This window comes from Methanolobus sp. WCC4 (assembly GCF_038022665.1).
GTDB lineage: Archaea > Halobacteriota > Methanosarcinia > Methanosarcinales > Methanosarcinaceae > Methanolobus.
Map to the genome: position 1 here is coordinate 329,649 of NZ_CP150629.1, position 21,418 is coordinate 351,066.

General features: G+C 46.4%; 21 protein-coding genes. 6 read left to right on the forward strand and 15 right to left on the reverse strand.

Annotated elements, in window-relative coordinates; all coding sequences use genetic code 11:
* Positions 1-16: 16 nt before the first annotated feature.
* On the reverse strand, positions 17-2,668 hold the full coding sequence (gene mutS, locus V7O63_RS01735) for a DNA mismatch repair protein MutS (RefSeq protein ID WP_340820867.1): 2,652 nt from the start codon (positions 2,666-2,668) through the stop codon (positions 17-19).
* 218 nt (positions 2,669-2,886) lie between these two features.
* Here mutS and V7O63_RS01740 point away from each other — a divergent pair, with 218 nt between their 5' ends.
* Both V7O63_RS01740 and V7O63_RS01745 read left to right on the forward strand, forming a co-directional pair.
* On the forward strand, positions 2,887-3,699 hold the full coding sequence (locus V7O63_RS01740; RefSeq protein ID WP_340819596.1) for a tail fiber protein: 813 nt from the start codon (positions 2,887-2,889) through the stop codon (positions 3,697-3,699).
* 274 nt (positions 3,700-3,973) lie between these two features.
* The gene (locus V7O63_RS01745) at positions 3,974-4,456 is read left to right on the forward strand and encodes a DUF4231 domain-containing protein (RefSeq protein WP_340819598.1); all 483 of its coding nucleotides are present in this window, start codon (positions 3,974-3,976) and stop codon (positions 4,454-4,456) included.
* Between the two features lie 33 nt (positions 4,457-4,489).
* Here the strand turns inward: V7O63_RS01745 and V7O63_RS01750 are convergent, their stop codons facing one another.
* The 4 genes from V7O63_RS01750 to wrbA all read right to left on the reverse strand — a co-directional run bounded on the left by V7O63_RS01750 (position 4,490) and on the right by wrbA (position 11,240).
* Positions 4,490-5,173: an SAM-dependent methyltransferase gene (locus V7O63_RS01750; RefSeq protein ID WP_340819600.1), complete on the reverse strand. Its 684-nt coding sequence runs from the start codon at positions 5,171-5,173 to the stop codon at positions 4,490-4,492.
* Between the two features lie 72 nt (positions 5,174-5,245).
* On the reverse strand, positions 5,246-5,629 hold the full coding sequence (locus V7O63_RS01755) for a hypothetical protein (protein WP_340819602.1): 384 nt from the start codon (positions 5,627-5,629) through the stop codon (positions 5,246-5,248).
* A 123-nt stretch (positions 5,630-5,752) separates the two neighbouring features.
* Complete coding sequence (locus V7O63_RS01760) at positions 5,753-9,982, reverse strand: alpha-2-macroglobulin family protein (protein WP_340819604.1); 4,230 nt, start codon at positions 9,980-9,982, stop codon at positions 5,753-5,755.
* Positions 9,983-10,562: 580 nt separating this feature from the next.
* Positions 10,563-11,240, reverse strand: a complete 678-nt coding sequence (wrbA, locus tag V7O63_RS01765) for an NAD(P)H:quinone oxidoreductase (RefSeq protein ID WP_340819606.1) — start codon at positions 11,238-11,240, stop codon at positions 10,563-10,565.
* A 121-nt stretch (positions 11,241-11,361) separates the two neighbouring features.
* Between wrbA and V7O63_RS01770 the strand changes: the two genes are divergently transcribed.
* From V7O63_RS01770 to V7O63_RS01785, 4 genes are all read left to right on the forward strand, one after another.
* Positions 11,362-11,757, forward strand: coding sequence for a hypothetical protein (locus V7O63_RS01770; RefSeq protein ID WP_340819607.1), 396 nt, complete (start codon positions 11,362-11,364; stop codon positions 11,755-11,757).
* Between the two features lie 18 nt (positions 11,758-11,775).
* The gene (locus tag V7O63_RS01775) at positions 11,776-11,982 is read left to right on the forward strand and encodes a helix-turn-helix transcriptional regulator (RefSeq protein WP_340819609.1); all 207 of its coding nucleotides are present in this window, start codon (positions 11,776-11,778) and stop codon (positions 11,980-11,982) included.
* Between the two features lie 12 nt (positions 11,983-11,994).
* Complete coding sequence (locus V7O63_RS01780) at positions 11,995-12,540, forward strand: molybdenum-dependent transcriptional regulator (protein WP_340819611.1); 546 nt, start codon at positions 11,995-11,997, stop codon at positions 12,538-12,540.
* Between the two features lie 119 nt (positions 12,541-12,659).
* Positions 12,660-12,878 (forward strand): hypothetical protein, encoded by a 219-nt coding sequence (locus V7O63_RS01785; RefSeq protein WP_340819613.1) that lies wholly within the window; start codon positions 12,660-12,662, stop codon positions 12,876-12,878.
* On the opposite strand, the gene V7O63_RS01790 is transcribed toward V7O63_RS01785, so the two are convergent.
* The 10 genes from V7O63_RS01790 to V7O63_RS01835 form a co-directional block, all read right to left on the reverse strand.
* Positions 12,875-13,990, reverse strand: coding sequence for an SO_0444 family Cu/Zn efflux transporter (locus V7O63_RS01790; protein WP_340819614.1), 1,116 nt, complete (start codon positions 13,988-13,990; stop codon positions 12,875-12,877). The genes V7O63_RS01785 and V7O63_RS01790 overlap by 4 nt on opposite strands.
* Before the next feature lie 5 nt (positions 13,991-13,995).
* The gene (locus V7O63_RS01795) at positions 13,996-14,346 is read right to left on the reverse strand and encodes a metalloregulator ArsR/SmtB family transcription factor (RefSeq protein WP_340819616.1); all 351 of its coding nucleotides are present in this window, start codon (positions 14,344-14,346) and stop codon (positions 13,996-13,998) included.
* A gap of 42 nt (positions 14,347-14,388) precedes the next feature.
* A complete protein-coding gene (locus V7O63_RS01800) occupies positions 14,389-15,162 on the reverse strand; it encodes an energy-coupling factor transporter transmembrane component T (protein ID WP_340819618.1) in 774 nt (257 codons plus the stop codon).
* Entirely contained in the window at positions 15,155-15,988 is an 834-nt protein-coding gene (locus tag V7O63_RS01805; protein ID WP_340819620.1) for an ATP-binding cassette domain-containing protein, read from the reverse strand. Before V7O63_RS01805 ends, V7O63_RS01800 begins: the two co-directional genes overlap by 8 nt.
* Positions 15,973-16,794, reverse strand: coding sequence for an energy-coupling factor transporter ATPase (locus tag V7O63_RS01810; RefSeq protein ID WP_340819622.1), 822 nt, complete (start codon positions 16,792-16,794; stop codon positions 15,973-15,975). Before V7O63_RS01810 ends, V7O63_RS01805 begins: the two co-directional genes overlap by 16 nt.
* Positions 16,795-16,804: 10 nt before the next feature.
* A complete protein-coding gene (locus tag V7O63_RS01815; RefSeq protein WP_340819624.1) occupies positions 16,805-17,347 on the reverse strand; it encodes a biotin transporter BioY in 543 nt (180 codons plus the stop codon).
* A gap of 109 nt (positions 17,348-17,456) precedes the next feature.
* A complete protein-coding gene (thsA, locus tag V7O63_RS01820; protein WP_340819626.1) occupies positions 17,457-19,073 on the reverse strand; it encodes a thermosome subunit alpha in 1,617 nt (538 codons plus the stop codon).
* A gap of 212 nt (positions 19,074-19,285) precedes the next feature.
* Positions 19,286-19,708, reverse strand: a complete 423-nt coding sequence (locus tag V7O63_RS01825) for a hypothetical protein (RefSeq protein ID WP_340819628.1) — start codon at positions 19,706-19,708, stop codon at positions 19,286-19,288.
* A gap of 154 nt (positions 19,709-19,862) precedes the next feature.
* Positions 19,863-20,855, reverse strand: coding sequence for an aspartate-semialdehyde dehydrogenase (locus V7O63_RS01830; protein ID WP_340819630.1), 993 nt, complete (start codon positions 20,853-20,855; stop codon positions 19,863-19,865).
* Positions 20,856-21,195: 340 nt separating this feature from the next.
* Complete coding sequence (locus V7O63_RS01835; RefSeq protein WP_340819631.1) at positions 21,196-21,351, reverse strand: hypothetical protein; 156 nt, start codon at positions 21,349-21,351, stop codon at positions 21,196-21,198.
* Positions 21,352-21,418 lie beyond the last annotated feature (67 nt).

Below are 21,418 nucleotides of genomic sequence, written 5' to 3' on the forward strand. Positions count from 1 at the left end.
ATTGTGCATTCAGAACCTATGAAAGTTTACCCTTTATCTCATTCAATTTATTCAGCGCCTCGATAGGTGTCATAGAGTTGATATCCAGTTCTTTCAGCTCCTCTATCACAGGGTCGGGTGCCGCCTCACTGTAAGTTGCATCCTGATCGAACAATATGACCTGAGTATACTTGGCACTGCTGCGCTGTTTCTTACCAGCCTTGCGGTCTTCCCCGCTTATCATGCACTCACTCTCGATATCCTCAAGGATCTCCTTTGCCCTTGAAGTGACAGCATGTGGAACACCTGCAATCCTTGCAACATGGATACCATAACTCCTGTCCGTTGCACCCGGAACGATCTTTCGAAGGAACACAAGATCATCACCTTCCTCCTTGACAGCAATATGGTAATTCTTCACGCGTTTGAGATTGCCTGCAACCTCCGTGAGCTGATGGTAGTGGGTGGCGAAAAGTGATCTGACACCCACACGTCCCTTGTTGTGGATGTATTCAACAACTGCCTTTGCAATGCTGTAACCGTCATAGGTACTTGTACCCCTGCCGATCTCATCCAGCAGCACCAGACTCTTTGGTGTGGCGTTGTTCAGGATGTTGGCAAGCTCCACCATCTCAACCATGAAGGTACTCTGACCACTTGCAAGGTCATCAAAGGCTCCCACCCTCGTGAACACGCGGTCAACGATACCGATGGAAGCATGGGAAGCAGGTACAAAAGAACCTGCCTGCGCCATTATGACTATCATGGCGATCTGCCTCATATAGGTGGATTTACCGGCCATGTTCGGCCCGGTTATAAGCTGGAACTGGTTATCACTGCAATCCATATCAGTGTCGTTAGGAACGAAACCACCGGGAACGGTGTTCTCAACAACGGGATGCCTGCCATCCCTGATAAGAAGGCGGCAGTCTGGAGTTATCGCCGGTCTTACGTAATTATTGTTTGCAGCCACCTCCGCAAGATTCGAAAGTACATCCAGAGCACCGATCAGAGCAGCAGTTTCCTGTAACTGCCTGGAATGTGATGCTACTATGGAGTTTATCTCTGTGAGAAGTTCATATTCAAGTGCAACCATTTTCTCATCAGCGGAAAGGATGGCACTCTCACGTTCCTTTAGCTCTGGAGTGTAGAACCTCTCGGCATTGGTCATGGTCTGCTTCCTGATATAATCATCAGGGACCTGGGATATGTTTGCCTTTGTAACTTCAAGATAGTAACCGAATACCTTGTTGTAACCGACCTTCAGCGACTTGATACCGGTCCTGTCACGTTCCTTCTGCTGGAACTTAGCGATCCATTGTTTCCCGTTCTTTGACAGGTCGAACAGTTCATCAAGCTGCTCATTGTAACCGGGTTTTATCATTCCCCCGTCCCTGACGCTGAGCGGAGGTTCTTCCGTTATGGCACTGTCGATGAGTTTTGCAAGCTCATCCAGCTCACCGAATGAAGATAATTGTGATACCAGACCTTCCAGCAGGTCAACGTTTTCGCATTCCCTGAGTGATTCCAGCAAAAGGGGAACCGATTCAAGCGACTTCTTCAAAGACACAAGGTCCCTTGCATTGGAATTACCGTACATCACCCTGCCTACAAGCCTCTCCATATCCTTTACGTAAGACAGGTGAGCACGAATATCGAAACGCACAAGAGTGTTATCATTGAGCCATGCCACCGCATCAAGACGTTCATTGATAGCATCCACCGATACCAGCGGTTTCAGGAGCCATTTCTGTAACTGCCTTCGCCCCATTGGAGTCTTTGTCTCATCAAGCACCCCGATAAGAGAGGAGTCATTACCCTCTCCCCTCACATTCCTGACGATCTCAAGGTTCCTCAGGGTGATGGCATCCAGCACCATGAACTCTGAATCGAAATAGGTCTTGAGTGTCTGCACCTGTGAGAGTTCCCTCATCTGGGTATCTGTGGCATAACGCAATGCTGCACCTGCTGAGGATACGGCCACCATCAGTTCACTGCAACCCATTCCTTCAAGGGTTGACACTTTGAAATGCTCCATGAGCGTCTTCTCTGCCATCATCCGGTCGAAGGCATCCTCATCGAACTCATGAATGATGATCCTGAGTTCTTTCAGGCGCTCGCTGAGATGCTGGTCATTGAACAAAGAAGGCGGCATAATACATTCCGACGGACCCATGCGTGCAACCTCACTGGCGATGCGGTCATAGGGAGCAGTATCCCTGAACTGTGTCGTCAGGAACTCACCGGTAGAGATATCCAGGAACGACAGCCCATATTCATCGTTCTCTCCATACAGTGCCATGAGATAATTGTTAGAGGAATCAGAGAACATTGAGGAATCCATCGCAGTACCGGGGGTCACAACCCTCACAACACCACGCTTCACAACACCCTTGGCCTTCTTCGGATCCTCGAGCTGCTCACATATGGCAACCTTGTAACCCTTTTTGATGAGCCTCGGAAGATAGGTATCGATAGCATGATAGGGAATACCGGCCAGTGGCATCTTCTCCCCATCCTTACTCTTCCCACGGGTGGTCAGGGTAATCTCAAGTTCTTTAGCTATGGTCTTTGCATCCTCGCCAAAGGATTCATAGAAATCCCCCATCCTGAAGAATATGAGGGCATCCTTATGCTCTTCCTTGGCAGCATAGTACTGTTGCATGGCAGGGGTTACTTTACTCATGATGATTCCGCTTGAAGTATATCTGGTGGTTTTCATTTGTTATGAGGTATTTTTATTTAATGATTAGCAGGAATTAAAGGAAAACAGTGAATCCCACAGAACTAACCATTCCACAGTGTAGCCTTGTTAACGTCGCTAACTTTTAATACATTCCATTCCCAACCTAACCAAAACAGTTTATTATTTTTAAAACTGTTTAATATAAAGAAGGTGGTATGAAAATGGATAGAAAATTCCTATTATTAGTATCTGTAGTTCTTGCAGCTGCAATTATCTCTGTTCCGGCATCAGCAGCAAATGACAAGGACACACCAAATAATGGACTATTTCCGAATGGTCCGTTTGCCGACATCTGGGAAAAACTGACTAGCTTAGAAACACAGATAGACGAAATTCCAGCAGGTCCGCAAGGGCCACAGGGTGAAGTTGGTCCACAGGGACCACAAGGAGAGATAGGTCCGCAAGGGCCACAGGGTGAGATCGGGCCACAGGGACCGCAAGGAGAAATGGGTCCGGAAGGTCCGCAGGGCATACCTGGCAGCCTTTCCGGAACTATAAACTACACAGGCGACATCCAGGTTAGCTACACAGGCGCAAACCAGGCCCATGAGAACAGGGCTCCCTATTTAGGAGTAAACTACATTATTGCGATCCAGGGAGTATTCCCTTCCATATCTTCAGTAGAAGACCCGGAAATCATAACCCAATCAACTGATCCCTTACTTGGAGAGATCACACTGTTTGCCGGAAATTTCGCACCAAGAGGTTGGGCTTTCTGTAATGGTCAGCTATTACCAATCAATCAGAATCAAGCACTGTTCTCCATCCTTGGTACAACCTATGGCGGCGATGGAAGGACCACATTCGCACTCCCTGACCTTAGAGGACGTGCTCCGGTACACGCAGGGAACGGACCTGGTCTTTCACCAGTCGTTCTGGGACAAAAAGGTGGTGCTGAGACAGTAGCTTTGAATGTTAACCAGATGCCGAGCCACACTCACACCTTGAACCACACCCACAATATATCAGTTTAAGGAAAAAATGATGGCCTGGATAGTGGCCATTTATTTATTTTTTTGTATTCTTACTCAATATAGATCACTGTGATAAGTCTGCTAAGGATGAATTTGATATTGCAGGTTACCTGGTTGTCAGCATTTTTGTGTTTGTATTGGCAGAAGAGAATGAACTAAAGCCAGGAATCAAGCATCTGAATTATCAAATGTTCACTTTTTCCCATAACTAGATATATAGATATTACCTGATGAAACATATTCTTTTAAGTAGTACCACCCCTAATTTTTATTAATGGTTGATGAAACCGAGCAGATCCAAGACACACCTGAACAATACATTAAGAACAGGGTTGAACAATACAGAAGCTGGTATGATGCCAAATCAGTGATTATGAAGAGGAATTATCAGAGAACTCAGGTTCTGTCAGCTTCCGGTGCCATTCTCATACCCGTTATAAATAATATTTCTATTGTAGCACCAATTGGGAATCTGGAAGTAGATATTGGCAAATTATCCGTAACTGTAATTGGAGTGATCGTTGCACTTGCAATCGCCTTTGAAGGTGTTTATCACTACAGGGAACAATGGAAGAACTATCGCTCAACAGAACAATACCTGGAAACACAGAAACAGCTATTCATTCACAGGATCGGAGACTATTCCGAACTGAATGATGAGGGTGCATTCCAGCTACTTGTCAACCGCATAGAAGGTGCTATCGCAGAGGAGAACGCTGTTACCTTGAACATACTGACCAGAGTTGAGTCAGAATAACATTTTTAGCAGTTATTTACTTTTGTAAACCAATTAATCTCTTACAATCCTCAACATAGTATTCCCACCCTTCTGGAACTCATAGTCCACCTTCTCCTCGGAAACATCGAACCCACGGGACATCAGATAACTAATGACCTCATCAAGATGTATCGACTTCCTTGAATTAAGGTCTACAAGTGGGAATATCCTGACCTCACCCGCCACCCTGAGCAGTTCATCAACAGCCTGAATATGGAAGTCGAAAGAAAGCTGCTCCGAATACAGAAACAGAAGGTGCGATACAAGTGCCAGGTCAAAGGAATTATCCTCTAAAGGTAGTTCCGGCAGTCCGCCTGATATATAGCGACCCTCTTCCTTGCCTTTCTCAAAGTCATCAAGGAACAGTTTCATGGAATCCATACGAATTCGTCCCAGTTCCTCAACCGAGGAAATATTCTCCCATACGAACTTATCCTGATTCTCCCGGGTCTGCTCAAGCACCTCGGCATAGGTCTCATCGATCCTCTTCTCAATGGCATCCCTGTCAAGAGAATAAATTGGGTCCACAGATACCACTGATCTGCCCTGTCGGGTCATCTCGCAATTAAAACTTGCAGGCCCGTCACCACATCCAAGTATAGACCTTCCAAGGTCGCTTTCACTCAGGTCGAACATGTCAACATATTCCTGAAATGAACGACCCCAGGGGACTACTTTCTGGTACTGCACTGCCATAACTGTCCCATTGTTCCTGTAAAAGATAAAGATAATGCACCTCAGTTAGTGCAATACCGGTTAAACTGATTATCAGCTTTTCTGCATCAATGCATATCCGATACCTATCGTATAGATAGGCATAGCAAGATACCGCATGCCGATATCCGTGAAGTACTGCACAACTGTCATCTGGAAGAATCCACCGGATACCATTGTCAGGTCCAGTACAAGGTTCACGACAAGCCAGATTACCCCGAGAAGTATTCCCTCGTTGACATAGTCCGTTTCTACGTCCCTGAAATACCTCACTGCAAGGACAACACCCACAAAGGCACCTGTTACTACCATGATGGACTTGAAGAATGTCTCATCTATTGTGAAATTACCCTGACTGTCAACAAAGGCAAAACTGACCACAAAAGGCACCAGCCATAAAATAAGTCCGTAAAGGAGCATTTTCAGATATTTGTTCATTGAAACCACCCGGAATCTATCTTACAAAATGTTTCCACTGAAGAGTTATATTATTTCTTGTTTGATGTGGATGTAATAAAGATCGATCTAAAAAAGAAAAGAAAGGGAGAGTTAGTTCTCCCATCAAACCACAGTCACATCCATTCCCTTAACCTCGGCCACAACCTCCGGATTGTAATAAGAGTATGCCTTACTCTCCGACACAACAGCTTTCACAGGGAACAGAGCCTGCACCTGCATGCTGAAGTTGAGCACCTCACCGGGCTGCATGTCATCGATATAGAATATGACCTTCCTGCCTGCGATCTCGTAGCGGGTTATCTTATCCTCGTTATCTCTGGCAGCCTCAAGGCTTGAGGATACAGGACTGAAGCCGGTTGGAACCGCAAGGTCAACGATCATCATACCGCTGGAACTGATACTGCCATCGATACCCTGAATGCCGTTGTACTTCACCGTGGCATTCACAGTGACTATATCGTTCACAGCAACATCTGTGGAATCATAATCCACATCCAGTTCGATCTCATTGTACTCGATAACATCCGGCAGGATGACATTGAAGCGCCTTACAAGCTGGTAGCTCAGGTCACCTGTTCCATCCATTTCAAGAGTGATACCGGATGTACCCTCAGGGATCTCGATTATCTGGACAACATCGAAGTTCTGCTGGTTTACATCCACCGACCTGATCTCAGTTCCATCAGCGATCACATGCACCGTTGCATCGATATCCCTGCCAGCAGATGCTGCTGCACTCATCAGCGCCCTGAATGCCATTACAGTATCCTGGGTACTGGAGAATCCTCCGTTGGAATTGCGCTGTGCTGATATCCATTTCAGGGAAGAGATAGCTGTAGGGTTCTTTGCCTCGATAAGAGCAAGGGTTGCGTATGCGGTCGTCTCCACATTTTTGCTGGATGGGGCTATGTAACTGTAACCAAAGTCATCATACGGCATTGGCACTGCACCTTCACCATATCCCCAGTATGTGCCAGCGTCATCCTGCTTTGATATTGCCAGCAGGTCGTTCAGTGCCTCATCAGCGAACGGGCTGTCAAGTTTCTGCAGCGCAAGGGTGCCTATTGCCAGAGCATACGGGTCGTCCTGGTCTCCAAGGTTGTCCTCAAGGTACTTCTGGGCGTTTGCCATGACAACAGGGCTTGCTGAACCATACTCGTCCAGTGCAAGGGTCACGTAAGCTGTAAGTGCATAGGTGCCGCTGACACCACCCATCATGTCCTGATGTATCACGAAACCGACCTGCTCCCATGAACCGTCCTCCTGCTGATAGGACTCGATCCAGTCCGCAGCTTCGTACAGGATGGTCTCATCGATGGTTGTCACATCCCTTGCAGCACTGAACTGGGACAGTACGAATGAAGTAAGCCAGAGACTACCACTTTCATCACTCTCACCAAATGCTGAGAAGGAACCATCACTGTGACGGTAGGTCAGTTCACGCTGGTAGCCTGTGATTATGTACATCTCGGCCTTTGCCCTCACCTCAGGATTATCCTGTCCTGTTGCCTTCAGGTAGCGCAATACCTCAACATCCGTGGAGAAGAGCATCATGTTCTGCTCACCACAGCCGTAAGGCATGCCGAGCAGGTCGTCCACTCCACTTATGCTCTGTGCCACGATGCTCGGAGTGAAGCTCACAAGCACCTTCTCCGAATCGGGAACTATGCCCTCGGGCAACGTTGTGTCAAGTTCCACGGAACCATTGCTCAGAACTCCATTATCAACAAGCTCACGGGTAGCACCCTCTGCTTCAACAATAATGTCCTTCCTGACAGCATCAGCTCTCTCTGTTGTCTGCCCGGTGATCTCAACTAATTGCTTTCCAACCTCTGTCGGGCTTATCGTAAAACTGGCATATCCAACACCGTTCGCATCCACGGTCACGGTCTGCACATCATCTCCAATGATATCGAACCACTCTGCACCGGAAAGTGTCAGTCTGACATCCTGCTCTGTGTCAAGATAATTGTAGACCTGCACCTGTACAGGGAACTCCTCGCCCCTTGTAACGGAATACGGCAGGTCCGGGTCAACAAAGAAATCCTGGAACACCGTCAGGCTGGATTCAGATATACCGATCCCCTCAGGACCTGATGACACTGCATGCAGTCTCCATGTAGTGATGCTGTCAGGTGCAGTCAGGTCCACACTTGCAAGACCTGCATCATCAGTGAGAAGCTCAGGCATCCAGACCCATGTCTCCGGGAAGAACTGGCGCACACGCTGGACCTCTGCAAGTTCGCCACCTTCGCCCATGTCATCAGAATCTTCCTCTGTAGGGATGGCCTCCATCATTGGTGCCTCTGCAACCTCCTCATCTGCAACTTCTTCCAGGACTATACCATCCATGGCCTTGTCCACAGCCCCAGCAAAAGCAACCATCTCATATTCAGGAACATCTGAACGTGGCACCTCAATCCCCGGTGAAGCCATCACTACCATTCCGGCATTGTCCAGCGTATCGTAGGCACCTTCAGAATACCAGTATGGATGAGACTCTGCCATTGGTTCCATGAATCTCTTTTCCAGTTCATCGAATACCTGTTTGAGGTTCAGTCTGCCTTCGCTTAGTGCATATACAGACTCGTCCACGATAGAGAATCCTATCATAGACTGGCTTCCGGCATCGAAGTCAACTGTGACATCATCTCCAGGTTCTGCCATCCCACTGCTGAATGAACTTGACAGGTCCACCTGTGTGGAGAATTCCACATCGAACGGGAGGACATCCACAGACACCTCGCTGTTGGGGTTTATCATGTAGGCAACAATCTTTGCCTGCGGGCTCATCTGTAGTGTCACCGGTATACTGATATCACTCTCATCGCTGGTAGCTGAGTAAACCGTCCTGCCGTTCGCGAAGATATCATAGTACACCGTTCCCGGATTTGTGGAGTATACATGGAAAGAGATAGTATCTCCAACTTCCGGCACACCATCACTTGTCTGGGAGATGTGGATGAAACTGGCACTTGGCGAATAAGCTGCGTTCAGTGACTCACTGGTCCATGCATTACCGTCATCGACATACGCATCCATGTACAGGTTGGTACTGTCGTTAGGGATATCAAGCTCAAGCATTGCGATACCGTTCTCAGTTACCATGTCATACTCGTCATATGTGTACTCATAGGACTCATCCCTCAGTCTGGTCTCCACTGTGACATCAGCATCTATAGGCTCACCTGCAGGATCCTTTGTGACTACAAGCACCTGCAATGGCATTCCCGGCTTGATCGTACTTGACTCAGGAATGAGCTGGAGAACTATCGGCGACTCAGAGATGGTAAGCAACTTGTTGGTGCTCTCACTATGATTTCCCGTATCCGTGACAGTCACATTTAGCATGAGACTTGCCTGACCACCTGCTCCGTATGTTCCGGCTGCATATTCAACCTCAGGAAGCTCGAACTCGATCAGGCCGTCCTCAAGTGTGCCTGAGAAAGTGGCATATTGTTCCCATTCACCAACATAGCGTGAGGCTTCAACCAGAACATCGCCCTCTACTTCCTTGCCAAAGAAATAGTTGGCTGAAACAGTACCTATGATCTCATCGGATACAAGGAACCATTCCTGTGGAGTTTCCAGTGAGACATCGAACTTCGGAAGCACATATTTGTCAACCTGAATGTCAACATTGGAACTTGAATCACCTGCTGTTGCAACCACCTTCCATGTTCCAAGGTTCAGTTCTGATGCCAGAGGCAGGTCGAAAGAAGCTACACCATATTCATTGGAATCCAGTTCCTCTTTGAAGACCTTGATGCCTTTAGCATCGGTGATCTCCACAGTGATGTTCTCCTGCACAGGAACAAGGTTGTTGTTCAGGGAAAGAATCCTTCCATGGATTGTCTGTCCCGGTTTGTAGATCGGCTTATCGGTCTCAATGAACAAGGGATTATTTCTTACAACTTCCACCGTTGCCTTGAACTCCGTATCAAAACCTGATGGCTTTGCAGTGAGCACATAGCTGCCCTCCTCAACATCAGGCACTTCAAAGGAAGCCACAACGTTCCCTTCCTCAGAGGTCGATGCCTGCACAAGTGCGATCTCATTGTTGTCCTCATCGGTTAGTGTATATTCCACACACCGGACCACCGGTTCGCTATCAGAGAAAGCTGCCATGGTCACTGAGCTCTCTCCCCCTGAAAAGAGCATCTTCGGTGCAAGTATCAGGAACTCATCCCCTGACGAAGCGAGCTGGTCGGTGCACGGACCGGCTATGTTGGACGAAAGTTCACCGTCATCCCCGATACAACCTGATATTATGACTGCAAACAACGATACTATTACTATGAACGAGACTGCTTTTTTCCCTGTTAAGTTCACTTTTGACCACTCCTGACTAAGAGTACTATGTTTCTTAATACAGGGATTAGGAACAGGACTGTATATACTTTGCTTAAACTTCAAAGATGTTCGAAGTTATGTGGAGTGGTGCAGGGTGATTTTGAAAAATGGGAAAAAACAGCTCTTTGTAGAAATCATTCCAATTGAAACTTTGGATTCAGCAATTTTCAATAACTGTAGTGACTCAATAGTCTGCAGGATAGCAGTGAAGGAAAGTACCGCCTGCGGCGGATGGTAGCGTTGTTCTTTTTCCACATAATCTTTGCAGAACTATCAGAAACACAAGGATGCGGTGGGCAATAAGTTTTACTAAACGGAATGAATAACTTTTACTACCCCGGAGGGTCACGGCGAAGCCGGCACAATCCGAAAAGATGGAAAAATAGTATGTTGCTTAAACTCTTTTTCTGCATACCAGCAATTAAAAGTTGAGATATTTTCCATCAACTTCATAGTCGCGATTATGACAGGTATGCATAGCCACATTTGATATTCAAATGGGAATCTCTGCAGAACTATTTTTGTAGACATTTATAGAAAAAGGAATGAGCTAAGAGATTCACTCTCCGACCAGCCTCTTAGTGATCTCAGCAACATGCCTTCCCTGGAACCTCGCAATTCCCAATTCATTCTCACTTGGATGCCTGGTGTCAGGACCACCGCCAGCAATTGTAGAAGCGCCATAGGGACTTCCACCTGTGATCTCATCAAGGACAGACTGCCTTGTTTCAGAATACGGAACGCCAACTATGATCATACCGTGATGCAGCAGTGTCGTGTGGAAGCTCAGTATCGTTGATTCCTGACCGCCATGCTGGGTGCTGCTGGATGTGAATACACTGCCTACTTTTCCAATAAGGGCTCCTTTCACCCAGATGCCTCCTGTCCTGTCAAGGAAGGCACGCATCTGTGCGGCCATCATCCCGAACCTCGTTGGAGTTCCAAATATAATGGCATCTGCTTCTGTAAGATCCTCTATTGTTGCAACAGGTATGTGCTCAAAGCTCTTTTTGGATTCTGTTGCACCCATCTTTTCCAGTATCTCAGGTGTGAAGGTTTCCTGGATCTGATACAGACCAACATCCGCACCTTCCACTTCCCTGGCGCCCTCTGAAACTGCTTCAGCCATTTTGTAATTGTGTCCGTAGAGACTGTAAAAAATAACATTGATCTTCATGATCCCACTTCCTGAACTGTAACGACCGAACATATACAGTGATGAATATGGGTCGATCACACAATAAATAATTTATTGGTCATTCATTGAAGAATGATCTTAAATAGATTATGTTAGATATACATAACATAGTAATACTTATTTCTAACATAGTGTTAGAAATAGATATAGAGGAAGTCAAATGGAAAAACTTGAAAAATATATAAAGATCAGTTACACCCTGTCATTAATATGCATCATAGCAGGTATCGTGCTGTTAGCAATGTTTGCGGACTACCATCAAACAGGGATCAGCCTGATAAACATAGGTTCGATAATACTCTTTGTCACATTCATCCGTGCAAAGAGATATCGTAGTGGTCCTGTAAAGGATGAGAGAACAATAAAGATAGGAGCCTACGGGCTTTCTTACTCATGGCTGGTAACATTCATCCTGATATCGCTCCTGTTCTGGGTAGAAGAATTCGAACTGGCACAACTGACAGTGAAAAATGTACTTGCAATACTGATGGTCACAATGCTGGCCACCGCAAAAGGTATCCAGTGGTATCTCTTTAGAAAAGGTGATATCGACTGACAGAACAGGGATGGTAGTATGAGGACAAGGATCAAGGAATTCAGGGCCAGATACGACATGACCCAGGAAGACCTTGCGAACAGGGTAGGAGTCAGGAGAGAGACTATAGGCTTTCTGGAAAAAGGGAAGTACAATCCCTCACTAAAACTTGCATATAAGGTATCAAGGGTACTGGAAACAACAATAGAGGAACTGTTCATCTTTGAAGTGTCAGACCTTGAATAATTGGAGATAGTCATGGAAGCGAAAACAAAGGTATGGCTTGCAGAAGAAGGAAAACCGCTGATAGGTGCAGGGAAGGTAGAGCTCCTCAAGGCCATAGATGAGGAAAGGTCACTTCGAAAAGCCTGCATGAAAATGGACATATCCTACAAACATGCGTGGAACGTACTCAACAAGATCAGTGAAAGACTGGGCAAAGACGTTGTTACAACCGTCAGGGGCGGAAAGGACCAGGGAACCTTCCTCACGGATGAAGGACGCAGGCTCATAGAAGAATACGAGATGAACAGGAAGTTCATCAACAACACCATGGAGGACGAGGGTTCATGGGAGAATCTCGGACTTGCAATATCTGCGCGTAATAAGATCCTGGGGAAAGTGATCAGTGTGGAAAAAGATGGGATCGTCGGAAAAGTCAGGATAGAGATAGAACCCACTGCACTCACATCAGTGATAACTTCAGAAGCTATCGACAGGCTTGATATCAAAGAAGGGGACGAGGTATTCGCGATAATCAAGTCTACCGAGGTCCTTATTGGTAAAAAGATGAAAGAGGGCTAAGAGCCTTTTATATCAGACACGGAACCTTCAAAAAAGGTATATACTTTAAGTTCCAAATATTACACTAGTATATAATTTATGATTATATATACATTGAACAATCTACAAAGTGGGACGATATGCCGGAGAAGAACGATTTTTCATGGGAGAAGGGGAAAATCAAAAACGGTAATAGCCTTGGGAAGATAGTAAGTATTCCTGTGGAAGAAGATGTTGATATACCAGAAGATATCAAATTAGGCAGCGAGAATAAGGCAGATTTTGTCGTGGATGAGTTCAAGGAAAAGATGGCTGAAGTCCTTTCCAGAGAACTCCATAAAAAGGAAGAAAAGATCTAAGTCATTCTCAGTTTCTTTTGCTTATACACCCCATATACCATAAAAGGTATCAGGATCAGTGCAAACGCTGTTTTTACCTCTGGTGCCAGAACCTCACTTGCGCTGCCAACGATGGAACTTACCTCTATACCCAGTCTTACATAGAGCACATCAAGCAGCAGTCCGAATGCCAGTGAACACAACGCGATCATTGAAAGATAGATGGTTGCACTTCTCTTACCGAGGAACTTCGTTACCATTGTGATAGTAGCTGCATTTGTTGCCGGGCCTGCGAGCAGGAACACGAATGCAGTTCCCGGGCTCATTCCCTTTGCTACAAGAGCTGCCGCCAGTGGGGTGGAAGCTGTTGCACAGATATAGAGAGGGATACCTATGACCAGCATTATCAGCATTGAGAACACGCCTCCTCCAAGATAACCTTCTATTATCTCATCGGGTATCATGTAGGTGATCACACCTGCAATGATGATACCAACAACCAGCCAGCTGGCAATATCTCCCAGAAGTTCAACAAAGGAATATCTGAAAGCTTCCTTCAGTTTACGGAGCATCGAAGCATCCTCTCCCAGTGGCTCGGAGTGACATCCACAGGAGGAATCACTGCATGCGACCATGGGCTGCATCATGACCAGGTTATTCTTTGGTGCAACCGGAGCCTCCTTTCTGGCCTCTTTTTCACCCAGTATGTTCTCAGTTATTCCTGTGAGCAGAGCAGTCACCATAGTGGCTATCGGACGGAATATTGTCATTATAGGGTCAAGCAATGCATATGTGATAGCAATGGAATCCACCCCGGTCTCAGGCGTGGATATGAGGAACGAGAGCGTTGCTCCCTTTGTGGCACCTCTGTTCTTAAGCGAAAGGGCAGTGGGAACCACACCACAAGAACACAATGGAAGAGGGATACCGAAAAATGATGCATTCAGAGAGGATCTGAACTTTCCTGCAGAATGACCAAGGTGTTTCAATATCTTCTCATCAGGCACGAGCACATGCAAAAGACCTGCAACAGCAAAACCAAGGAACAGATATGGTGCTGCTTCCTCGAACAATTCCCATGATGCTACTGCCACACCGATGACAAAAGATATCAGCTGATCGGACAATGTCATTAATATCATTCCTCCACGTGTTCTCTGCACATTGACATGAATGTTTCTACATGTTCGTCAGCCAGATGGTAGACTGCGAACTTTCCTTCCTTCTTCACCCTTACAAGATCTGTCTGCCTGAGGTTCTTGAGGCTATGTGATATCGCTGACTGTGATATCCCTAGTGCATCCTCTATCCCTTTAACGCACATCTCCCCCTGAAGGAGAAGGAACAGTATCTTCAGGCGTGTTGTGCACTGGAGAGCATTGAATATCTGGCACATTGAAGAGATCGATTCCTCTGATGGCAGTTTCCTGACCTTTTCATTGATGGTGATAGTATCATCACAGGTATGTTCCGAATCCAAAACTTCCATGAACATATGAACATATGTTCATATAATAATATATCCCTCATTTCAGAGAAGCACTGATATCATTATAACAATTGCAAAAAGAACAAAAGAAAGGTAGTCGTTCCCTGAGAGATCCAGCACATGCATAGAAGTACGCCCTGTACTTCGATAACAACGACTTTCCATTGCAAGGGCCACCTCTTCCACCCTGCGGACCGAAGTGCTGACCAGTGGAACAGCGATTGAGAATATAGCTTTTACAGGTTCCTTTTTGATATCCAGACCACGTGATATCTGTGCTTCACGGAGGCTCCTGAAACTATCATAGAACAGTGGTACGAAATATATAGACAGTGACATCATCATTGCAAGATCGTGAGAGGTGATCCCGATATACCTCAATGGGAACGGCCGAAGCAATCTCTCGATCCCTGCTGTGATACGAGAGGGAGAGGTTGTGGCTGTGATGAGTGCTGCGAACAATAGCAGGAATACGAAGCGCAGAGTGATGATAGTACCAAGTACCAGACCTTCATAGGTCGCAGATATCAAATTGAACTGCCAGATCACCCGGCCTTTCGTGAAGAACAACTGCATCAGGAATAGTATGGCGAAAAAGAAGAGCATTGGACGGACCGACCGTACGAAATGATTCGGTGGAAGCCTGCATGATACTACAAGTCCTGAAAAGACAAGAGCAATCAGAACCATGTCTGCAAAGGAAGAAGCGCCGAGGATGCAGAAGCTCACAAGCATAAGACCGATGATCTTTGTCCTGGGATCGAGCCTGTGGAGCAGAGAGTCACCCGGAACGAACGACATGAAAAGGTTATCCATCCTGAGAAAACCTCCTTTTATACAATGCATCGCTTATCTGGTCAAAAGCATCATCCACAGACATTATGTCATCCCGTACATCGAAACCCGAGCTTATAAGGTCCTTCATGAGCAGGGTGATCTCAGGCAACGGAGAACAGACCGAACGGAGGTATTCCCCGGGCGTGCCATCGAAGATCACATGACCTTTGTCAAGGAGTATTACCTTTTCCGCAAGAGGAAGGAGTTCACATACCTGATGCGAGACAACGACAATTGATATTCCTGAGCGATGTAACTCCTTCAGGGTTGAAAGGAGAGATGAACGGTTCTCAGGGTCAAGACCTGATGTGGGTTCATCAAGGATAAGATACTCTGGTTCCATTGCCAGAACCCCGGCAAGAGCTACAAGCCTCATCTGCCCGCCGCTGAGACTGAATGGAGAAAGGGAAGCGATATCACCGGACAGACCTACCTGCTCCAGTGCATTTGTCACACGTTCTTCAAGAGCTTTGCCTTCTACTCCGAAATTAGAAGGGCCGAAGGAGACATCCTCGAAAACGGTCCTGCCAAATAATTGTTTTTGTGGATACTGCATCAGAAGACCGGCTTTTCTTCTTATCGCTTTATCAGTTGGGTCCAGTCCGCTCACTATTACAGAACCGGACTGCGGCCTGAGAATTCCATTGAAGTGTCGTACAAGTGTAGATTTGCCGGAACCCACCTCGCCACCGATAAGAACGAACTGACCTTTTTCAATGGACAGACTAACACTATCCAGAGCACGTTTTTCAAGAGAAGTACCCCTGTTATAACAGAAGCACAGGTCCCTCACTTCAATTGACATAGTGCCTCCCTGAGCTCATCCCTTGAAAGAGGGAAGGATGTAGCATCGTCTGGAATGAATCCTGAATCCCTGAGCTTCCGTGCCAACCTTATAACAGGAGGAAGGTCAAAGTCGAACTCTTCAGGATCGGCATTGCTCAGTATATCACGTGGAACTCCATCATGCCTGATACGACCATTTTCCATTACGATCAGGCGATCTGCATGTACCAGCTCTTCAAACCGATGGGTCACATATACGATGGTTGTTCCCTTCTCATGCAAACTTTCTATCAGGGACAGAATATCCTTACGTGAGCATGGGTCCAGCATGGAAGTGACCTCATCGAACAGTATTATATCAGGCTCCATGGCAAGAACAGATGCCAGTGCAACCTTCTGCTTCTGGCCTCCGCTTAAGGAACGCGGAGTATGATACCTATGATCCTGCATACCTACCGCTTGAAGCGACCTGTCAACACGGTCACGGATATCCTGCTGTGGAAGACCAAGGTTCTCAGGACCAAATGCAATATCCTCTTCCACTGTCATCCCTATGAACTGGGAACCGGGGTCCTGGAATACCATACCTGCCATCTGACGTATGTCGATCAGTGATGATTGGTCTGTGGTATCCATACCATTCACTACCACCGAACCCCCGGCAGGAAGGAGAAGACCATTCATATGACGCAGCAGGGATGATTTACCGGAACCGTTCTTTCCTGTTATGGCTACGAACTCGCCCTCGTGTATATCAACGGACAGGGAATCTATTGCCAGTGTACCATCGGGGTACCGGTATGTCAGGTCCTTTATGCTGATCATGATGTTTCTATCATATAGAGTATCTTGAGGTAATTATGGCTGCTGCCAGCAATTTAAGTATTGATCCGGGAATGAATGGTATCAGGCCAAGTGCCAGAGCCTCGGAAAGACCAAGACTTGCAACGTTCATTAGCTGTAATATGCCCAGCAGGTAGATCACAGCGAGCCCTGCAAACATGAAAAGTGCATTCATGTGGATCTTTTCCCTGCCATACCTGTCACAGAGATAACCGATCACCAAAGCACCGACCGCAAATCCGATGAGATAACCACCGGTAGGTCCGAAGAACATACCAAGACCGGAACTTCCTCCTGAGAATACAGGCAATCCTGCTATACCCAGAAGCAGATATACGATCACACTTATCGTCCCCCACCTAGCACCAAGCATAGCCCCTGCCAGAAGAATGAAGAAAGTCTGGAGTGTGATAGGAACAGGACTGATGGGAACAGGTATTTTGATATAGGCACCCACTGCAATCATTGCAGCGAACATCGATGCATACACCATTTTTCTGATATTGTCATTCTGAGAATTGATATTGTCAACCATATTGAATTGGAGTAGTTTACAAATTATATAACCCTTATGCAAAGAACAGGTTGAAGAATGATCAAAAAAAGATAATAGTGTGCAGGAAAGACCTGCACTAAAAAGGATCTTACATATCCATATCAGGCTGTGGCATACCTGGTGGCATTGCGCCGCCTCTGCCGGTTGCAGCCACAACATCATCGATCCTGAGGATCATGACAGTTGCTTCGGTTGCTGCGTTGATAGCCTGGGTCTTTATCCTGAGTGGTTCAAGGACATTGTTCTCGTACATGTCAACAACCTTTCCGGTGTAGACATCGAGACCCATGTTCTTGTTGCCCTGCTCGTGCTGTGCACGGAGGTCAATGAGCTTGTCTATTGGATCAAGACCTGCATTCTCTGCGAGTGTCTGTGGGATGATCTCAAGTGCTTCTGCGAACTTAGCGACTGCGAGCTGTTCCCTGCCCTTGAGGGTTGCTGCGTAGTCCCTGAGCCTGAGTGCAAGCTCGATCTCTGGAGATCCGCCACCTGCTACGATCTTCTTGTCCTCAAGTGCTACACCGATGACACAGAGTGCATCGTTAAGTGCGCGCTTAAGACTGTCGACGATGTGTGATGTACCGCCGTGGAGAATGAGAGATGCTGTTTTCTGCTCTTTGCAGCCGAGGAAGAAGGTCATCTTTGAACCGTGAAGTTCCTGCTCTTCTACGATCTCTGCCTCACCAAGGTCCTCTGGCCTGATGTCAGCTGCATCCTGGAACAGGGTTGCTCCTGTTGCCTTTGAGATCTTCTTGAGGTCGCTCTTTGTGATCCTTCTGCATGCGTAGATGCCAGCCTTCTCAAGATAGTACTGTGCAAGGTCGTCAATTCCCTTCTGACAGAATACTACGTTAGCACCACTTGCAACGATCTTGTCAACCATTTCCTTGACCATTTTCTCTTCCTGCTCTACGAAGAGGTTCATCTGGTCAGGTGAGGTGATCTTGATCTCTGCACCCTTCTCGATCTTCTGGAACTCGATAGCAAAGCTTGCAAGAAGGATCTTTGCATTCTCTACCTTCTTTGGCATGTTTGGCCTTACCCTTTCCTTGTCGATGACAAGACCTTTGATAAGTTCTGTATCAAGGATGCTGCCGCCTTCACGCTTCTCGATGGTGATATCCTCTACATCTACCTTGAGGTCACCATTGCTCTCCTCCACAACTGAAAGGACTGCATCAAGGGTCTTCTCTGCAAGGAAATCCTTGTATTCGCCTGCTGCTTTGCCTGTAAGAGCGGTCTTTGCCAGCTTCATCAGGGTCTCTCTGTCATCAGTGGACACGTCGATGGTAATGGCCTTCAGGATATCGACAGCCTTCTCTGCTGCATGCCTGTATCCACTTGCAATGATAGTTGGGTGAACACCCTTGTCAATGAGTTCTTCTGCCTTTGTGAGAAGTTCACCTGTGAGTACTGCTGCGGATGTTGTACCGTCGCCAACCTCATCATCCTGTGTCTTTGAGACCTCGACCACCATCTTTGCTGCAGGGTGTTCAATGTCCATTTCCCTGAGAATGGTAGCACCGTCGTTAGTGATAACGATGTCTCCAAGTCCGTCAACGAGCATCTTGTCCATACCTTTTGGACCAAGTGTTGTCCTTACCGCTTTTGCCACTGCTTTCCCTGCAAGGATATTTATGCTCTGAGCATCCCTTGCACGAGATCTGTTCCTGTTCCCTAAAGCATATGAAGCCTGTCCTGCCAATTTGTAACCTCCTAGTAATAATGACGTTCTATAATAGATAGATATGATATTTTGTCAAATTAAGTACCTATTACTTGTACTGCTCAATCTAGATGAGAGCAGTTCTATATAAAGATAACTGATGAGATATCTGCATATATTCAAAAAATATTAAGGCAGGAGATGAAAGTCCCTCTCCTGGAAAATAGGGAGGAAAGTATCAAAAAGAGCGTTCAGACACCTTTACCATAACGCTCATAGAGCCTGTTCAGATGAAGACGCATCATAGAATTAACATAGGTTCTGTACCGGTCCTTATCAGGTATATCGAATATTGCTATACCACCTGCATTCCATGAGACCTTTGAAACTACCTCTTCCCTTTCCATATCATCCATCACATGCTTCAGAAGGGAAAGGTCGTCTACGGTCCCCCTCCAGTCACCCGCATGAACTGCCGGGGAAGATGTTCCGGAAACAAGCTCAAGCTGCTGAAGGAGGAATGTATACACCTGGAACAGATGGGAATCATCCTTTGTGAATTCTATCGAGCCTCTCTTTGCATCCTGATCCAATATCCTCAGGGCCAATGGAACATCTGAAGAACTGAAAGTATTGTCGTTCACCTTTTCGATATATAGCTTGATCTCACTCATATTCTCACACCCGGGACACATAACCCAATTAAATATAGACGTGAATGCACATAAGAATTACCCGGATGTTTAAAATGCAAAGAGAATAAGGATAAAGTACGAAAAGAAAAAGAAGGACGATGCACTTGCTGTGCACCGAAATATATTGTCAATATCAGAGTTTCTCAGCTATCTGAACAGCGTTCAAAGCTGCCCCTTTAAGCAACTGGTCACCGCAGACGAAGAACTCAAGACCGTGGTCGCCAAAGACAAGGTTCTGTCTTATCCTTCCAACTTCCACATCATATTTCTGTGTAGCTGTGATCGGCATTGGATAGACATTGTTCTCCAGGTCATCCTTCAGTTCCACGCCTTCTACTGAACCAAGGAGCTTCTTTGCATCATCAGGGTTAACAGGCTTCTCGGTCTCGATGATTATGCTCTCTGCATGTACCCTCATGGTAGGGATCCTTACACAGGTACAACTGATAGGCATATCAGGTTCACTGAATATCTTCCTTGTTTCCCATACGACCTTCATCTCCTCACGGGTGTAAGCGTTCTCCTGGAAACTGTCAATGTGCGGGATAGCATTGAAAGCGATCGGATAAGCGAATACCTTGTTGCCAACTTCCTTGCCATCAAGATAGTTCTGTGTCTCGGCTGCAAGTTCGCTCATACCTGCTGCCCCGGCTCCGCTGGTTGCCTGATAGGTGCTGATGAGTACCTTCTTCACACCGTATTCTTTGTGAAGCGCATACAGAGGGATAGCTGCAATGGCAGTTGTACAATTCGGATTGGCGATGAGCTTTGACTCACCAATAGCATCCGCATTGATCTCAGGAACGACAAGAGGTACATCATCATCGTACCTGAAGGCACTGCTGTTGTCAATTACGTAGCATCCTGCACTGGTGGCCTTCTCAGCGTTCTCCTTGCTCCATCCTCCACTGATAGCAAAGAATGCAATGTCAAGCTCGGAGTAATCTGCAAGGTCGGCATTCTCAATGGTGATCTCGCCGAATGGGGTCTCCATCTTCTTGCCTGCACTCCTCACTGATGCAAAGAGCCTTAATTGTTCCACTGGAAAGTTCCTGTTGTCCAATACTTCTATGATCTCCCTACCTACTGCACCGGTAGCACCCATGATTCCTACTTTGTAACTCATAATTATATCATCCGCCTGGTTGCCGGGTCCTGTTGAACCCCATAATATAAATGGATCTGTGATATACCGCAAGTTAAGCGTATTTCCTGCCAGTATCATATATATGGAATGATATGAAGATTATCCTCGGTCACGCCCTGAATTGAAAGAATTTACAGAAAATGGAGCTTCTGAAGGATCAGGGCAAAATATCTAAAGAAGAAGAAGAAGAAGAAGAAGAAGAAGAAGAAAAAGAAGACAAAGCCAGCAAAAACGGAAAAATAGTAGATGGCTGACGCTTTGTGTGAGGATAAGGTTGCCTATTGTAGCGCTTGTAGATATATATTGTAAGTTCGTATCGTTAGTATGATACCAGTGTCTGGATGCAGGCACTCTTCACGAAGTTGATCATATTGCATCTGAGCTCGAATTCCTGCTCAGTGAGCTCGTCTGTTTCCATATATCTGGAGAACATCTCCCTGAACTCGTCGAACTTCTTTGTGTCCTGTTCTTTCATAGATTCCCCTCGAATTCACAGTTAGTTTATATGCAGATAAATATCTGTTTTTATTATATAAAAGTAT

What these genes read in the sequence shown, in the direction of transcription:
- V7O63_RS01835 (WP_340819631.1), bottom strand. Translation starts at nt 21,351, where the DNA reads ATGAAAGAACAGGACACAAAGAAGTTCGACGAGTTCAGGGAGATGTTC.
- V7O63_RS01745 (WP_340819598.1), top strand. Translation starts at nt 3,974, where the DNA reads ATGGTTGATGAAACCGAGCAGATCCAAGACACACCTGAACAATACATT.
- V7O63_RS01825 (WP_340819628.1), bottom strand. Translation starts at nt 19,708, where the DNA reads ATGAGTGAGATCAAGCTATATATCGAAAAGGTGAACGACAATACTTTC.
- V7O63_RS01800 (WP_340819618.1), bottom strand. Translation starts at nt 15,162, where the DNA reads ATGGATAACCTTTTCATGTCGTTCGTTCCGGGTGACTCTCTGCTCCAC.
- V7O63_RS01785 (WP_340819613.1), top strand. Translation starts at nt 12,660, where the DNA reads ATGCCGGAGAAGAACGATTTTTCATGGGAGAAGGGGAAAATCAAAAAC.
- V7O63_RS01755 (WP_340819602.1), bottom strand. Translation starts at nt 5,629, where the DNA reads ATGAACAAATATCTGAAAATGCTCCTTTACGGACTTATTTTATGGCTG.
- V7O63_RS01750 (WP_340819600.1), bottom strand. Translation starts at nt 5,173, where the DNA reads ATGGCAGTGCAGTACCAGAAAGTAGTCCCCTGGGGTCGTTCATTTCAG.
- V7O63_RS01795 (WP_340819616.1), bottom strand. Translation starts at nt 14,346, where the DNA reads ATGGAAGTTTTGGATTCGGAACATACCTGTGATGATACTATCACCATC.
- V7O63_RS01810 (WP_340819622.1), bottom strand. Translation starts at nt 16,794, where the DNA reads ATGATCAGCATAAAGGACCTGACATACCGGTACCCCGATGGTACACTG.
- V7O63_RS01770 (WP_340819607.1), top strand. Translation starts at nt 11,362, where the DNA reads ATGGAAAAACTTGAAAAATATATAAAGATCAGTTACACCCTGTCATTA.
- V7O63_RS01740 (WP_340819596.1), top strand. Translation starts at nt 2,887, where the DNA reads ATGGATAGAAAATTCCTATTATTAGTATCTGTAGTTCTTGCAGCTGCA.
- V7O63_RS01780 (WP_340819611.1), top strand. Translation starts at nt 11,995, where the DNA reads ATGGAAGCGAAAACAAAGGTATGGCTTGCAGAAGAAGGAAAACCGCTG.
- V7O63_RS01805 (WP_340819620.1), bottom strand. Translation starts at nt 15,988, where the DNA reads ATGTCAATTGAAGTGAGGGACCTGTGCTTCTGTTATAACAGGGGTACT.
- V7O63_RS01790 (WP_340819614.1), bottom strand. Translation starts at nt 13,990, where the DNA reads ATGACATTGTCCGATCAGCTGATATCTTTTGTCATCGGTGTGGCAGTA.
- V7O63_RS01830 (WP_340819630.1), bottom strand. Translation starts at nt 20,855, where the DNA reads ATGAGTTACAAAGTAGGAATCATGGGTGCTACCGGTGCAGTAGGTAGG.
- V7O63_RS01815 (WP_340819624.1), bottom strand. Translation starts at nt 17,347, where the DNA reads ATGGTTGACAATATCAATTCTCAGAATGACAATATCAGAAAAATGGTG.
- V7O63_RS01775 (WP_340819609.1), top strand. Translation starts at nt 11,776, where the DNA reads ATGAGGACAAGGATCAAGGAATTCAGGGCCAGATACGACATGACCCAG.